Origin of the sequence: Nonomuraea ceibae (assembly GCF_019396325.1) — a bacterium.
GTDB lineage: Bacteria > Actinomycetota > Actinomycetes > Streptosporangiales > Streptosporangiaceae > Nonomuraea > Nonomuraea ceibae.
This window is the reverse complement of the sequence record NZ_JAHKRO010000008.1, coordinates 132,207-146,456: the sequence shown is the minus strand read 5'-3', so window position 1 is coordinate 146,456 and position 14,250 is coordinate 132,207. Positions and strand designations below refer to the sequence as shown.

Sequence of the window (14,250 nt, the reverse complement as noted above, 5' to 3'; positions counted from 1 at the left end):
GGGCCGAATTTCGGCTTTCACCAGCAGAAATGACGCCGTAGATGATCGTGTACGGCCCGTAACGTTCGCGTAACGAGGGTTGCGGCGCGTGACGAACGGCGGGTTAATTTCGCAACCTGAGCAAATCTCACGGCGGCCTCCGCGGGCCGCCCGTTCCCGCCTGCGAGGCCCCATGCCCCTCCCCCCGATCGACCCCGCCGGCGCGACCGTCGTCCTGCGGCCCGAACGCGACGAGCCCGGCTACTGGGCCGGCAGCGCCGGCGTGCTGCACGACGGCGAGCGGTTCTGGCTCACCTACCGGCAGCGCCGCCCCCGGGGCGCCGACGCCGAGCGCGGCTGGCGCTGCGCCGTGGCCGTCTCCGACGACGGCGTGCGCTTCACCGACGTGTGGTCGGTGCGCAAGGACGAGCTCGGCACCCCCTCCATGGAACGCTTCTGCCTGACCCGCACCGCGTCCGGCGGCTACCGGCTGCTGATCTCGTACGTGGATCCCGCCGACAACCGCTGGCGGATCGACGGCCTGACCGCCGCCCACCCCGCGCGCTTCGACCTCGCCGCCCGCCGCCCGGTCCTGACGGCCGCGTCCACCGGCACCGAGGGGGTCAAGGACCCGTACGCGCTGACCTGGGGCGGGATGACGTACCTGTTCGCCAGCTACGCCGCCCCGTTCGCCGGGCCGCGCGCGGACGCCCACGCGAGCGGCGACGTCTACGCGGTCGGCGCCACCACCCACCCCACCGGCCTGGCCGTCTCCCACGACGGCGGCGAGGAGTTCCGCTGGGAGGGCGAGGCGCTGGCGGTCGGCGGCGGCTGGGACCGCTACCAGGCCCGGCTCAACAGCGTCGTGCCCGTCGAGGGCGGCTTCCTCGGCTTCTACGACGGCTCGGCCTCCCACGAGGAGAACTACGAGGAGCGCTGCGGCCTGGCCGTCTCCGCCGACCTGCGCTCCTGGCGCAGCCTCACGCCCGGCGGCCCCTGGTCGGTCTCGCCGTACGCCACCGGGTCCCTCCGCTACGTGAACGCGCTGGCCGTCGGGGACGAGTGGTGGTTCTACTACGAGCTGACCCGCGCCGACGGCTCCCACGACCTCCGCCTCACCAGGAGTTTGACCAGCGGACATGGACTGGCCGTCTAGAAGTCTGTAAGGATCTTCTGCGGCGCCCTATTGTCCGGGTTCGTCAAGGAACATCCTGAAAGGCAACACATGCGGGTCGCACACGTCCTGGCCGCCGCCCTCACGGCTTCCACCCTCGTCTCCCTCCCCGCCCACGCGGCCGACCGGCCGTCCTTCCCGGCGGAGGTGTACGGCGGGGCCTGGCAGGCGGGGCACGTCCAGGGGATCGCGGTGGACGAGAAGAAGGGCTTCATGTATTTCTCGTTCACCAACCTCCTCGTCAAGACCGACCTGACCGGCAAGCCCGTCGGCTCGGTGACCGGCTTCACCGGCCACCTGGGCGACCTCGACCTCAACCGGCAGGACGGCCGCGTCTACGGCTCGCTGGAGTACAAGGACGCCAAGGCGTTCTACATCGCGATCTTCGACGTCGACCGCATCACCAGCCTCGGCATGGACGCCGAGAACTCCGACGTGGTCAAGACCGTCTACCTCAAGGAGGTCGTGGCCGACTACAGCGCCGACATGAACGGCGACGGCGTCTTCGACGGCAACGTGGCCGACACCCCCGACCACCGCTACGGCTGCAGCGGCATCGACGGCGTCGCGTTCGGGCCCGAGTTCGGCAAGCGGCACGGCAAGCAGAAGCTCACCGTCGCCTACGGCGTCTACTCCAACACCACCCGCGCCGACAACGACCACCAGGTCCTGCTGCAGTACGACGTGAACCAGTGGCGCAAGTACGAGCGCCCCCTCACCCAGTCGGCCCCGCACACCGCCGGACCCGACGCCCCCGCCGGCAAGTACTTCGTCCGCACCGGCAACACCAGGTACGGAGTGCAGAACCTGGAGTTCGACGGCCACAGCGGCACCTGGCTCATGGCCGCCTACAAGGGCGCCAAGCCGGGCTTCCCCAACTACTCGCTCTTCACCGTCGACGCCTCGGCCAAGCCCGTCACCGGGCCCGTCGAGGGCCAGCCGCAGCCGGAGCAGGGCGCCATCCTCCCCCTCGCCCCCAAGGGCCTGCACGACCCGCAGAGCGGCGTCCGCGGCTGGGAGTCGGGCGGCCAGTACGGCCTCGCCTCGCTGGACGACGGCCGCTTCTACGTCGTCAAGGACGGCAAGATCGTCGAGGACGGGGTGACCAAGCAGACCGCCCACGCCCAGCTCCACCGCTGGACCGCCCAGCCTCCGAACCCCTTCGAGCCCATCGGCTGACCCGCACCGCCCCGCCGGGCGCCGGAGCACGCCCGCTCCGGCGCCCTACGCGTCCTCGCGCCACCCGTCGTAGCGCTCCACCAGCTCGTCGACCTTCACCGGATCCACCCCGTCGGCGCCGTCGAGCACCACGACCCACTGGGCGTCCTCGGCGTCGTCCTCCCCCGCCAGGGTCTCCCGCACCACCCGCGGCACCCCCAGCCCCGGGAACCACTCCCCCAGCGTCTCGGCCACCTCTTCGGCGTCGTCCCTCTCACCGAACACGAGCAGCTGCCTCATAGAGCCGCATTCTCTCACCACTCGTCAGCCCGGCACTCGTTCACCTACAGTGATCGAAGTAGCTTGCTACGGTAAGAACCATGACGGCCGAAGCGGTGAGCCTGACGATGACGCCACCTTCGCTACCCGACTGGGTGTTCCCGCCACCGCAGGGCTTCACGGCGGAAGACCTCGATCACATTCCGGATCTGCCTGCGCACACGGAGTTGATTGACGGAAGCTTGGTCTTCGTGAGCCCACAGCGAGACTTCCACACCTCGGCGCTGTTCTTGCTGGCCGTGGGGCTGCGCGCGGCGGCCCCCGAAGGGCACCGGGTCCGCCGCGAGATGAGCGTGAAGCTCGGCCCCCGGCAGCGCCCCGAGCCGGACCTCATCGTCCTCGGCCCCCGGGCCGTCATCCGCCCCGACGCCACCTTCTACGAGGCCGCCGACGTGGTGCTGGCGGCGGAGGTGGTCTCGCCCGAGTCGGAGGAGCGCGACCGCGCCCGCAAACCGGCCCTCTACGCCGAAGCCGGCATCCCCCACTTCTGGCGCGTCGAAAGCGACTCCGGCAGGCCCGTCGTCTACGTCCACGAGCTCAACCCGCCCACCCGCTCCTACGTGCCCACCGGCATCTACCACGACCGCCTCAAGGTCACCGTCCCCTTCGACATCGACCTCGACCTCACCGAGATCGACACCTTCTAGCCCGTGACGACCGAGCCGCGAGGCTTCACGGCGGACGACCTCGACCACCTCCCCGGCCTGCCCGCGCACACGGAGCTGATCGACGGCCACCTGGTGCCCGCGGGCCCCCGGACCTCCCTCCGCACCCGCCTGACCGACCTCCTGGTCGTCTCGCTGCGCCGCAGTGTCCCGCGTGACCTCCGGGTGCGGCGGGAGATGAGCGTCGTCCTCGGCCGGGACCAGCGGCCGGAGCCCGACGTGTGCGTCATCAGGGCCGAGGCGGACACCAGCCCGGAGCAGACCTTCTACCGCGCCCGGGACGTCACGCTCGTCGTCGAGGTGGTCTCCCCCGAGTCCAGGACGCGCGACCGCGACCGCAAGCCCGTCCTTTACGCCGAAGCCGGCATCCCGCACTTCTGGCGCGTCGAAAGCGACTCCGGCAGGCCCGTCGTCTACGTCCACGAGCTCGACCCGCCCACCCGCTCCTACGTGCCCACCGGCATCTACCACGACCGCCTCAAGGTCACCGTCCCCTTCGACATCGACCTCGACCTCACCGAGATCGACACCTTCTAGGCATGGCGAGGGCCGGTACGGGAGTCCGTACCGGCCCTGGGGGTCGGGGTCAGGAGGTGCGCAGGTGGGCACCGACGCGGTCGGCGGCGAGGGCGACCGCGGCGTCGCGGGCGGCCGTCGTCTCCTCCACCGTCAGCGTGCGGTCCGGGGCGCGGAAGCGCAGGCTGTAGGCGAGCGACTTGTTGCCTTCGCCCACCTGCTCGCCCGCGTAGACGTCGAACAGCCTCACCGACTCCAGCAGCTCGCCCGCCCCGTCACGCAGCGCGGCCTCGACGTCCGCGACCGGGGTGAAGTCGGGGACGACGAGCGCCACGTCCTGGGTGGCGATCGGGTAGGACGAGATGGCCGGGGCGTCGACGGGGCCGGTCAGCGCCGCCTCCAGGCGGGTCAGCTCCAGCTCCAGCGCGGCGGTGCGCGGCGGCAGCCCGTAGGCCTCGACCACGCGCGGGTGCAGCTCGCCGGCGTGGCCGATGAGCGTGTCGCCCAGGTAGAGGGCGGCGCAGCGGCCCGGGTGCCACGGCTCGTGCTGGTCGGCGGTGATCGACAGCTCCAGCCCGGCCTCGCCCGCGATCAGGCGGGCGGCCTGGACGGCGTCGGCCCAGGAGGCCTGGCGGCCGGCGCCCCACCAGCCGGAGCGCTCGAACTCGCCGGCGAGCACGGCCGCGACCCGGATCGGCTGGTCGGGCAGCGCCTCCTCGATGGAGGCGAGCTCGTCGGCCGCGGGACGGCGTTCGACGCCGAGCACCGGCGCGACCGAGGGGGCGCCCTCGCGCGGCCGGTAGACCGCGCCGGTCTCGAACAGCGCCACGTCGGCGAAGCCGCGTCCGGCGTTGCGGACCAGGACCTTGAGCAGCCCCGGCAGCAGCGTGGTGCGCATCAGCGGCTCGTCCTCGGCCAGCGGGTTGGACAGCCGCATGGCCCGGCGGCGCGCGTCGTCGGCGGGCAGCTGGAGCCGGTCGAAGTCGTCGGCGCTGATGAACGGGTAGGCCAGCACCTCGACGTAGCCCGCCTCGGCGAGCGCCCGGCCGACGCGCCTGCGCAGCCGCTGCCCTTCGGTGAGCCCGGCGCCGGCCGGGGCCTTGGGCAGCACGGAGGGCAGCTTCTCGTAGCCCTCCAGCCGGATGACCTCTTCGGCCAGGTCGTTGGGGTCGGTGAGGTCGGGGCGCCACGACGGCGGCGTCACCGTGATCATGTCGTCGCCGGTGACGGCCAGCCGGGCGGCCAGCTCGCCGCCGGTGACGACGCCGGTCGGGTCGACGCCGCCGCTGCGCACCGCCGGGTCGGCGCCGTCGGTGACGACGCAGCCGACCTGTTCCAGGCGGTGGACGACGGTCTCCTTGGAGTAGGGCAGGCCCGCGATGTCGCCGGGGTGGCTCGCCGGGATGGCGATGCGGGCGGGCGTCACGTCCACCTCGGCGTGCGTGACGCCCGGCTGGACGGTGGCGCCGCCGAGCTCGGCCAGCAGCGACACGGCCCTCCAGGAGGCGACGAGCGGCAGCTCGCGGTCGACGCCCCGCTCGAACCGCTTGGACGCCTCGGAGACGAGGTTGTGCCTGCGGGACTCGCGGGAGATGCCGGTCGCGGAGAAGTGCGCGGCCTCGATGACGATGTCGGTCGAGCCCTCGGAGATCTCGGTCTGCAGGCCGCCCATGGTGCCGGCCATCGAGATCGGCCCGGACTCGTCGGTGATGAGGATGTCGTCGGGGTCGAGGTCGCGTACGACGTGGTCGAGCGTCTCCAGCCGCTCGCCCGCGCGCGCCCGGCGCACCACGACGGGGCCGGTGAGCTTGGCGCCGTCGAAGGCGTGCAGCGGCTGGCCGAGCTCCAGCATGAGGTAGTTGGTGATGTCGACGGCGAGCGACACGGGCCGCATGCCGGCGCGGGTGAGGCGTACGCGCATCCACAGCGGGCTCTGCGCGGCCGGGTCGAAGCCGGTGACGCGGCGCAGCACGAACCGGTCGCAGGCGTTCTCGTCGGCGATGGACGCCGGCCAGGACTGCTCGGTCTCGGCGGGCGGCTCGACGGCGGCGGGGTCGCGGAACGGCACGCCGAAGGCGGTGGCGACCTCGCGGGCCACGCCCCGGATCGACAGCGCGTAGCCGATGTCGGGGGTGATCTCCAGCTCCAGCACGTCGTCGCGCAGGCCGAGCAGCTCGACCACGTCGGCGCCGATGGGCGTGCCCTCGGGCAGCACCATGATGCCGCCGTGGTCGTCGCCCAGGCCCAGCTCGCGCTCGGAGCAGATCATGCCCTCGGACATGCGGCCGTAGGTCTTGCGGGCGCCGACCTCGAACCCGCCGGGCAGCACGCCGCCCGGCAGGACGACCGGGACGCGGTCGCCGGCGGCGAAGTTGGTGGCGCCGCAGACGATCTCGCGGGGCGCGGCCTCGCCGACCTCGACCTTGCAGTGGCGGATCGGCTTCTTGAAGCCGGTCAGCTCCTCGATCTCCAGCACCTCGCCGACGACGACGTTCTTGACGTCGTGGCCGTGCGAGGTGATGGACTCCAGCTTGAGCCCTGCCGCGGTGAGCTGGTCGGCCACCTCTTGCGCGGTGACCGCCGCCGGGAGATCGACACACTCCCGCAGCCAGGAAAGCGGGACCCTCATCAGATCTCCATTCCGAACGGGAGCGTGAAGCGCACGTCTCCCTCGATCATGTCGCGCATGTCCTCGGCGTTGTGGCGGAACATCAGCGTCCGCTCGATGCCCATCCCGAAGGCGAACCCGGAGTAGACCGACGGGTCGACGCCGCAGGCGACGAGCACCCGCGGGTTGACCATGCCGCAGCCGCCCCACTCGATCCAGCCCTCGCTCTTGCAGGTGCGGCAGGGCGGGTTGCCGGGCACCGCGGAGGCGCCGCGGCACACGAAGCACTTCAGGTCCAGCTCGGCCGACGGCTCGGTGAACGGGAAGTAGTTGGGCCGGAACCGGGTCGTGATGCCCTCGCCGAACATGACCTCGGCGAACCGGTCGAGCGTGCCCTTGAGGTGGGCCATCGTCAGGCCCTTGTCGACGGCCAGGCCCTCGGTCTGGTGGAAGACCGGGGTGTGGGTGGCGTCGAGCTCGTCGGTGCGGAACGTCTTGCCGGGCGCGATCGCGTAGCAGGGCACGCCGCGCTCCAGCAGCGCGCGGATCTGCAGCGGCGAGGTCTGGGTGCGCAGCACCATGCCCGAGTCGGCGGAGCCGACGAAGAACGTGTCGTGCTCGGAGCGGGCCGGGTGGTCCTTGGCGATGTTGAGCGCCTCGAAGTTGAACCATTCGCCTTCGAGCTCGGGGCCTTCGACGACCTCGTAGCCCATGGCGACGAAGGTGTCGGCGATGCGCTCCTGCATCGTGGTCAGCGGGTGGCGGGCGCCGCGCGGGCGCCGGTCCCAGGGCAGGGTGACGTCGACGGTCTCCTCGACGAGCACGCGGGCGTCGCGTTCGGCCTCCAGCTCGGCCTGGCGGGCGGCCAGCGCCTCGCCGATGGCCCTGCGGGCGGCGCCGACGCGCTTGCCGGCCTCGGCGCGGGCGGCCGGAGGCAGGGCGCCGATCTCGCGGTTGGCCAGGGCGATGGGCGAGCGGTCGCCGGCGTGCGCCAGCCTGGCCTGCTTGAGTGCGTCGAGCGTGTCGGCCGCCTTGATCGCCTCCAGGGCGCCGGCCTCCATGCGCGCCACCTCGTCGGCGTGCAGCGGGGTGACCTCGACGGGGTCGTAGTCAGACAAGAGTGAGCTCCGTATCCAGGGCTTGAGCGGGAAAAGTCTAGTGGCCCGGCCCACCGGTCCTGTTTATGCGAAGTCAGGAGTGCCGGTGGGCATGGTAAATCGGAACTCCGCGCCGCCCTCAGGGGCGCGCTGCACGATGATGGTGCCGCCGTGCGCCTCGACCAGGCCCTTGACGATGAACAGGCCCAGGCCGGTGCCGCCCCGCCGGCGGCTGTTGCCGCCGCGCCAGAACTGCCTGAAGACGCGCGGAGCCAGCTCGGGCTTGACGCCCTCGCCCTCGTCGCGCACCGACACGGCCACTCCCCATTCGACGGACTCGATCTCGATCGTCACAGTTCCGCGCCCGTGACGCACTCCGTTTTCCACCAGGTTAGCCAGGATCTGGTCAACCTTGTCCTGGTCGAGCCACATCTCGGGCAGGTCGTCGCCGACGACGAGGCGGAAGCGGTCCTCCTGCTCGCCCGCGGCGACCCGGCCGGCGATGACCCGGCGCGCCCGCGCGGGCAGGTCGACGACCTGGCGGTGCAGCTCCAGCCGGCCCGACTCGATGCGGGAGACGTCGAGCAGCTCGGTGATGAGCCGGGTGACGCGGTCGGCGTCGTTGTTGACGGTCTCCAGCATGACGCGCTTCTGCTCGTCGGTGAAGCGCGTCCACTTGGCGAGCAGCGTGGCGGTGAAGCCCTTGACGCTCGTCAGCGGGGAGCGCAGCTCGTGGGCGACGGTGGAGACCAGGTCGGCGCGGCTGCGCTCCAGCCGGGCGCGGGCGCCGCCGTCGCGCAGGGTGATCGTGACGCGCTCGACGTCGCCGCACCGCTCGGGCTCGCGCACGAGCCTGGCCGCCACGTACAGCTCCTGGCCGCCGGGCAGGTGGAGCGGGCGCTCGGGGACGCGGCTGCGGGTGCGCAGGCCGCCCTCGGGGTCGAGGGCCTTCCACCACTCGCGCCCGTCGTTGTCGCGGAAGGGGAAGACCTCGCTCATGTCGCGGCCGACGGCGCGCTCGGCCGTCACGGAGGTGAGACGGGCGGCGGCCCGGTTGACGGCGAGGACACGGCCGAACCGGTCGGTCACGATGAGCCCGTCGGGCAGGTCGTCGATGGCGATCGAACACGCGGCGGCCACCACCCGCCCGTCGGTGTCTGCGCCGTGCACGACCTCGCCTCCTCCGCCTACAAGGCCGACAATAGCGGGTTTCCCGCCGCCTAGGGCACTCGCTGAGCCCTCGCGGACGAGTAAAGGCAGACCGCCGCGGCGGTCGCCAGGTTGAGGCTTTCCGCCTGCCCGTAGATGGGCACCCGGACCACGTCGTCGGCGAGCGCGAGCACGTCGTCGGGCAGCCCCCACGCCTCGTTGCCGAAGATCCACGCGGCCGGCCCGGACAGGTCGACGTCGTCGAGGGTGTGCTTGCCCGCGCCGTCGGCCGCCAGCACGCGCAGCCCGCGCTCCTTGAGCCGCGCCACGGCCGCCGCCACCGGCTCGCCGATGACGACCGGCAGGTGGAACAGGCTCCCGGCGCTGGCGCGCACGCACTTGCCGTTGTACGGGTCGACGGAGGCGTCGGTGAAGACCACGGCGTCGGCCCCGGCGGCGTCGGCGGCCCGCATCACGGTGCCGGCGTTGCCCGGGTCGCGTACGTGGGCGAGCAGGGCGACCAGCTTCGGCTCGGCGGGCAGCGCCTCGCCGAGCGGCACGTGGACGTGGCGGCAGACGGCCAGCAGCCCCTGCGGGGTGACGGTCTGCGACAGCTCGGCCATGACCTCGCCGCTGGCCCGGTGGACCGGCAGGCCCTGGAGGGTGGCCTGGGTGACGAGCTCGGGATGGCGCAGTTCGGCCTCGGCGGTGGTGAACAGCTCCAGCGTCACGCCGTCGAGCTTGAGCGCCTCGCGCACCGCCTGCGGGCCCTCGGCCAGGAACTTGCGGTCCTGTTCGCGGAAGGCGCGCTTGGTGAGCCTGCGGGCCGCCTTCACGCGCGGCGACCTCAGGTTGGTCAGCTCGGTCCCGGCCATCTCATCCCCCTGGCTCTCACAACGGTCGGCCCGGACGACCGGCTCGGGCGAACCGGTCCCGGGCACGGCAAAGGGCCCACCGTCAGGCGGGCCCTTGGCTCAGCTCGGTACGGCTCAGCTCGCGGCCGGCGCGTTCACGTTCGCCGGGAGCGCCTTCTTGGCGGCCTCGACGAGCGTGGCGAAGGTCTGGCTGTCGTTCACCGCGAGGTCGGCGAGGATCTTGCGGTCGACCTCGATGTTGGCCAGACGCAGACCCTGGATCAGGCGGTTGTAGGTGATGCCGTTCTGGCGGGCGGCGGCGTTGATCCGCTGGATCCAGAGACGACGGAACGTGCCCTTACGGTCCTTGCGGTCCCGGTAGGCGTACGTCATCGAGTGGAGCATCTGCTCCTTGGCCTTGCGGTAGAGCCGCGACCGCTGGCCACGGTAACCGCTCGCCCGCTCGAGGACGACCTTGCGCTTCTTCTTGGCGTTGAGCGCCCGCTTCACGCGTGCCATGTTTCTTCTCCCCGGGGAAAGTTCGCGCTACTTGGCGAGCAGCTTCTTGATCTTCTTGGAATCGGCGTCGGAAAGGACGACCTCGTTCTTGAGACGGCGCGTCAGCGTGGACGACTTCCACTCGTTGTAGTGCGCGCGGTTGGCGCGGCGGCGCTTGACCTTGCCGGTGCCGGTGAGCCGGAACCGCTTCTTCGCACCGCTGTGCGTCTTCATCTTCGGCATGTCGCCGTCTCTCCTCATTCGGTCGTGCCGGTGGCCGGGCCGGTGCTGGCCGGCCCGGTCGCGGCGTCTTCGTGTGGCGGGGTGGCCTGCTCGGGTGTCCAGTAAGGCTAAACCCGAACCGCGGGTCACACTTCCTCTACGGAAGGCTCCTCGCTGCCACGCTGTGCCTTGGCGGCGGCCTTCTCGGCCTTGGCCTCGGCCTTCTTCTTGTGCGGACCGATCACCATGATCATGTTTCGGCCGTCCTGCTTGGGCTGGGACTCGACGAACCCGAGCTCCTGGACGTCCTCGGCGAGCCGCTGCAGCAGCCGGAAGCCGAGCTCCGGCCGGGACTGCTCACGGCCGCGGAACATGATCGTGACTTTGACCTTGTCTCCCGCCTTGAGGAACCGCACCACGTGACCCTTCTTGGTCTCGTAGTCGTGCGGGTCGATCTTCGGCCGGAGCTTGATCTCCTTGATGATCGTGTGCGCCTGATTCTTGCGCGCTTCGCGCGCCTTCATCGCGGACTCGTACTTGAACTTGCCGTAGTCCATGAGCTTGCACACGGGCGGTCGAGCCGTCGCCGCGACCTCGACGAGGTCCAGGTCGGCTTCCTGGGCGAGCTTCAGGGCGTCGTGAATGGACACGATGCCCACCTGCTCGCCGTTCGGGCCCACGAGGCGGACCTCGGGAACTCGGATACGCTCGTTGATGCGGGGCTCAGTGCTGATGGGGCCTCCTAGGTTTGCGATCCCTACGTGCTCGTCGTGCCGGGCAGCTCTTCGCCGCAACGCGAAAAGCCCCGCACGTCGCGCATGCGGGGCCACTGAGCTTTTCGGCTTCGTGGCCTCAAGCTCCCCGGAGTAGTCCGGCGTGATCCTTTACCCGGCCACCTCGCGGCGACTCGGGTGGGAGGGAGACCTCCGCTTGCGCGTCCAGCAAGTCATGCCGGACCGATCAGAGAGCTACATTACCACAACCACGGAGCTTCCTCGAATCATCCCCGCTGGTCATCCGCGCTGGTCATGCCCGCTCGCTGGATCGCCTGAGGATCTCCGCCTCGCCGGCCGCGCGCATGGCGTCCACCGGCACGTCCGTGCGGCCGGTCATGAGCTCCACCTGCCGCACCGCCTGGTGCAGCAGCATGGCGAACCCGCCGACCACGGTGCCGCCCGCCGCGCGCACGGCCGCCGCCGCGACGGTCGGCCAGGGCGCGTAGACCACGTCGAAGAGCGCCGGCACCCGCGCCAGCCGGTCGGCGTAGGCGTCGGCGGCCCCGCCGGGCAGCGTCGAGACGACCAGGTCGGCCTCCAGCGCGGCGTCGAGCTTGTCGAACGTCCGCACCGAGAGCGTCACTCCGAGCCGTTCGGCCACGGCCGCGGTCTCCCCCGCCCGGGCCGGATCGCGCACGATCAGCGTCACCGCGAACAGCCCCAGCTCGCGCAGCGCCGCGAGCGCCGACCCGGCCGTGGCGCCGCCGCCGAGCACGGTGGCCGAGCGCGGCGCTGGCACCCCGGCCTCCGCCAGCGCCTGGGTGATCCCGTACACGTCGGTGTTGTCGCCGTGCGCGGCGCCATCGGAGAACACCACGGTGTTGGCGCCGCCCACCTCGACGGCCAGCTCCGAGACGGTGTCGAGCAGGGGCAGCACGGCGCGCTTGAGCGGCATCGTGAGCGACAGCCCCGCCCACGCGCTCGCGTCACCGGCGCGCTCGCCGCGCACCGGGCGCAGCTCGCGCAGCTTCGCGGGCAGCCGCGCCTCATCGCACTCGAACGCCTTGTAGCTCCAGCCGGTCAGGCCCATCTCCCGGTACGCCGCCCGGTGCAGGAACGGCGAGAGCGAGTGGCTGATGGGCGAGCCCAGGACCGCGGCCCTCATCCCCGGCTCAGCCGCCGTTCCGTCTGTATTCGGCGAGCAGCGCCTCGAACTCGGCCTCGGTGGTGGCGAACTTGGTCACGCTGCTCCTGCTGGGATCGGTGGCCACGAAGTACAGCCAGGAGCCCTTGGCGGGATTCAGCGCCGCCTCGATCGCGTGGTCGCCGGGGTTGGCGATCGGGCCCGGCGGCAGGCCGAGGTGCTTGTAGGTGTTGTACGGCGAATCGATCTCCAGCTCGGCGTGCGTGGCCGCGGTCTTGTAGCGCTTCCAGGCGTACATCACCGTGCTGTCCATGCGCAGGTGCATCTCCGGCTGGTGGTCGAGCCGGTTGTAGATGACCCGGGCGATCTTGGCCATGTCCTCGTGCCGGCCCGCCTCGGCCTGGACGATGCTGGCGATCGTGAGCATCTGGTGGGCGGTGAAGCCGCGCTTCCTCGCGGCGGCCTTGAGGTCGTGCTTCTCGGCCGACTGGTTGAACCGCTCGACCATCTGGCCCAGCATCTCGGACGCGGTGGCCTTGGGCTGGAATTCATAGGTGGCGGGGAAGGCGTAGCCCTCCAGCTTGCCCTTGGCGTAGCTGGGCAGGCCGAGCTCGTCGGGCTTCTTGGCCGCGGTCTCGAACTCCTTCACGTTCCTGCCGGTCGCCTCGGCGAGCTGGGTGAAGGTGTCGGAGAGGCGCAGGCCCTCCTTGAGCGTCACCGTCAGGCGCAGCCGCGCGTCGGGGTGGAGCAGCTTGACGGCCTCGGCGGCGGCCATCTGCTTGCGGAGCTTGTACGAGCCGGGCTGCAGCGACGAGCTCTTGCCCGCGCTGTCGACCGCGTTGGTGAACGCCCTGGCGCTGGCGACGACCCCCTGCCGCTCCAGCTCCTGGGCCACCTCGGAGGCGCTCTGGCCGTCCTTGATCTCGATCACGACCTCGCCGCTGCCCTTGCCGGCGTAGTCGTCGGGGACGATGGCGTCGCTGACCCACAGGTAGCCGTAGTAGCCGCCACCGCCGATGATGCCCGCCAGCACGATGAACGCGAGCAGCGGGGCCAGGAAGCGGCCCCGGCTGCGGCGCCTGCGCCTTCTGCGCCCGCCGCGTCTGCCCGAGCCCCTGGCGCGACGCCCGCCCCGGCCGTCGTCGTCCTCGGCGCCGAGGAGGAAGTCCATGTCGAGATCGTTCATAGGTGAGCCGGCCAATCTCCCGGAACTGCTGGCCCGGGGTCACTCGGTGACACCCGGCGGTGGGGGGTCACCGAGCGGACGAGGGGGATGTGCCGGACACGCTGCGACGGCCGGCAGGGGTCACTGTGAGTAGCCATGCTAGAGGACGGAAAGAGCGTGTGTGTCCCGGGTCGGGAGCTTCGCGCGGTGACACCGGCGCGCTCCCGCGGGGTGGGATGCAGCCCGGCGAGCATCAGTTCGTCCCGAGGTTGTCGTTCGGCTCTTTCCGGTATCTCACGAACCCGCTCTCTTTGTCGGTGAATTTCGTGATTCTATGCACCGGATTCGTCGCGTTAAACCGGTGCGGATCACCCGTCGCCGGACACGCCACGCGCATCTGATCGTCACGCTGGGTAACAGTTTCCACGCGCGGCACCGGCCGACGATCACTTTAGCGATCTTCGAGCGGTGGAGCACGGCCGTCATGCGGACGGGCCGTCGCCTGTCGCGGAAGGCGGGTCGACCGGCCGGCCCGGCGGCCTGCGGGTCGCGCGCTCGGCGTCGAGCGCGTCCTGCAGCAGCACCACGGCCGCCGCCTGGTCGATGACGCCGCGCTGCTTCTTGGCGCGCACGCCGCTGGCCCGCAGCCCCTGCTGGGCGGCCACCGTGGTGAGCCGCTCGTCGAAGAGCCGGACGGGCGTGGGGGCCAGCCGGGCGGCCAGCCGCGCCGCGAACTCGCGCGCCAGCTGGGCCGCCTGGCCCTGTCGGCCGGACAGCGAGGTGGGCAGCCCCACCACCACCTCGACGGCCTCGTGCTCTGCCGCGATCGCGGCGATGCGGTCGAGGTCGCCCTCGCCCCGCCTGACGGTCTCCACCGGCGTGGCGAGCATCCCCGAAGGGTCGCTGCGCGCCACGCCGATGCGTACGGACCCGACGTCGACGCCGAGCCGCGTGCCGAACCTCATC

At 71.5% G+C, this 14,250-nt stretch carries 15 protein-coding genes; 4 read left to right on the top strand and 11 right to left on the bottom strand.

All coding sequences use genetic code 11. The features are described from left to right. Positions 1-172 precede the first annotated feature (172 nt). Together KME80_RS08490 and KME80_RS08485 are read left to right on the top strand one after the other, a co-directional pair. Positions 173-1,135 (top strand): glycoside hydrolase family protein, encoded by a 963-nt coding sequence (locus KME80_RS08490; RefSeq protein WP_219502208.1) that lies wholly within the window; start codon positions 173-175, stop codon positions 1,133-1,135. Positions 1,136-1,204: 69 nt separating this feature from the next. After that, positions 1,205-2,332 carry a hypothetical protein gene (locus KME80_RS08485; RefSeq protein ID WP_219502206.1) on the top strand — a complete coding sequence of 376 codons (1,128 nt, stop codon included), beginning with the start codon at positions 1,205-1,207 and terminating at the stop codon, positions 2,330-2,332. A gap of 45 nt (positions 2,333-2,377) precedes the next feature. Here the strand turns inward: KME80_RS08485 and KME80_RS08480 are convergent, their stop codons facing one another. Next, entirely contained in the window at positions 2,378-2,611 is a 234-nt protein-coding gene (locus tag KME80_RS08480; protein ID WP_219502205.1) for a hypothetical protein, read from the bottom strand. Between the two features lie 107 nt (positions 2,612-2,718). Between KME80_RS08480 and KME80_RS08475 the strand changes: the two genes are divergently transcribed. Both KME80_RS08475 and KME80_RS08470 read left to right on the top strand, forming a co-directional pair. Continuing rightward, positions 2,719-3,297 (top strand): Uma2 family endonuclease, encoded by a 579-nt coding sequence (locus KME80_RS08475; RefSeq protein ID WP_219502284.1) that lies wholly within the window; start codon positions 2,719-2,721, stop codon positions 3,295-3,297. 3 nt (positions 3,298-3,300) lie between these two features. After that, positions 3,301-3,852 (top strand): Uma2 family endonuclease, encoded by a 552-nt coding sequence (locus KME80_RS08470; RefSeq protein ID WP_219502204.1) that lies wholly within the window; start codon positions 3,301-3,303, stop codon positions 3,850-3,852. Between the two features lie 49 nt (positions 3,853-3,901). Here KME80_RS08470 and KME80_RS08465 read toward each other — a convergent pair whose 3' ends face one another. From KME80_RS08465 to ruvX, 10 genes are all read right to left on the bottom strand, one after another. Beyond that, on the bottom strand, positions 3,902-6,460 hold the full coding sequence (locus tag KME80_RS08465) for a phenylalanine--tRNA ligase subunit beta (protein WP_219502203.1): 2,559 nt from the start codon (positions 6,458-6,460) through the stop codon (positions 3,902-3,904). Then, positions 6,460-7,500 carry a phenylalanine--tRNA ligase subunit alpha gene (pheS, locus tag KME80_RS08460; protein WP_246644347.1) on the bottom strand — a complete coding sequence of 347 codons (1,041 nt, stop codon included), beginning with the start codon at positions 7,498-7,500 and terminating at the stop codon, positions 6,460-6,462. Before pheS ends, KME80_RS08465 begins: the two co-directional genes overlap by 1 nt. Before the next feature lie 120 nt (positions 7,501-7,620). Then, positions 7,621-8,706 (bottom strand): sensor histidine kinase, encoded by a 1,086-nt coding sequence (locus tag KME80_RS08455; protein ID WP_308125661.1) that lies wholly within the window; start codon positions 8,704-8,706, stop codon positions 7,621-7,623. A gap of 50 nt (positions 8,707-8,756) precedes the next feature. Continuing rightward, positions 8,757-9,560: a TrmH family RNA methyltransferase gene (locus KME80_RS08450; protein WP_219502201.1), complete on the bottom strand. Its 804-nt coding sequence runs from the start codon at positions 9,558-9,560 to the stop codon at positions 8,757-8,759. Between the two features lie 114 nt (positions 9,561-9,674). Beyond that, complete coding sequence (rplT, locus tag KME80_RS08445) at positions 9,675-10,058, bottom strand: 50S ribosomal protein L20 (RefSeq protein WP_049568547.1); 384 nt, start codon at positions 10,056-10,058, stop codon at positions 9,675-9,677. A 27-nt stretch (positions 10,059-10,085) separates the two neighbouring features. Continuing rightward, complete coding sequence (gene rpmI, locus KME80_RS08440) at positions 10,086-10,280, bottom strand: 50S ribosomal protein L35 (RefSeq protein WP_219502200.1); 195 nt, start codon at positions 10,278-10,280, stop codon at positions 10,086-10,088. A gap of 125 nt (positions 10,281-10,405) precedes the next feature. Next, on the bottom strand, positions 10,406-11,053 hold the full coding sequence (gene infC, locus KME80_RS08435; RefSeq protein ID WP_246644322.1) for a translation initiation factor IF-3: 648 nt from the start codon (positions 11,051-11,053) through the stop codon (positions 10,406-10,408). 232 nt (positions 11,054-11,285) lie between these two features. Next, positions 11,286-12,140: a shikimate dehydrogenase gene (locus KME80_RS08430; protein ID WP_219502199.1), complete on the bottom strand. Its 855-nt coding sequence runs from the start codon at positions 12,138-12,140 to the stop codon at positions 11,286-11,288. A 7-nt stretch (positions 12,141-12,147) separates the two neighbouring features. Next, positions 12,148-13,290, bottom strand: a complete 1,143-nt coding sequence (mltG, locus tag KME80_RS08425; RefSeq protein WP_246644321.1) for an endolytic transglycosylase MltG — start codon at positions 13,288-13,290, stop codon at positions 12,148-12,150. 476 nt (positions 13,291-13,766) lie between these two features. Further along, positions 13,767-14,249 carry a Holliday junction resolvase RuvX gene (gene ruvX / locus KME80_RS08420; RefSeq protein ID WP_219502196.1) on the bottom strand — a complete coding sequence of 161 codons (483 nt, stop codon included), beginning with the start codon at positions 14,247-14,249 and terminating at the stop codon, positions 13,767-13,769. Position 14,250 lies beyond the last annotated feature (1 nt).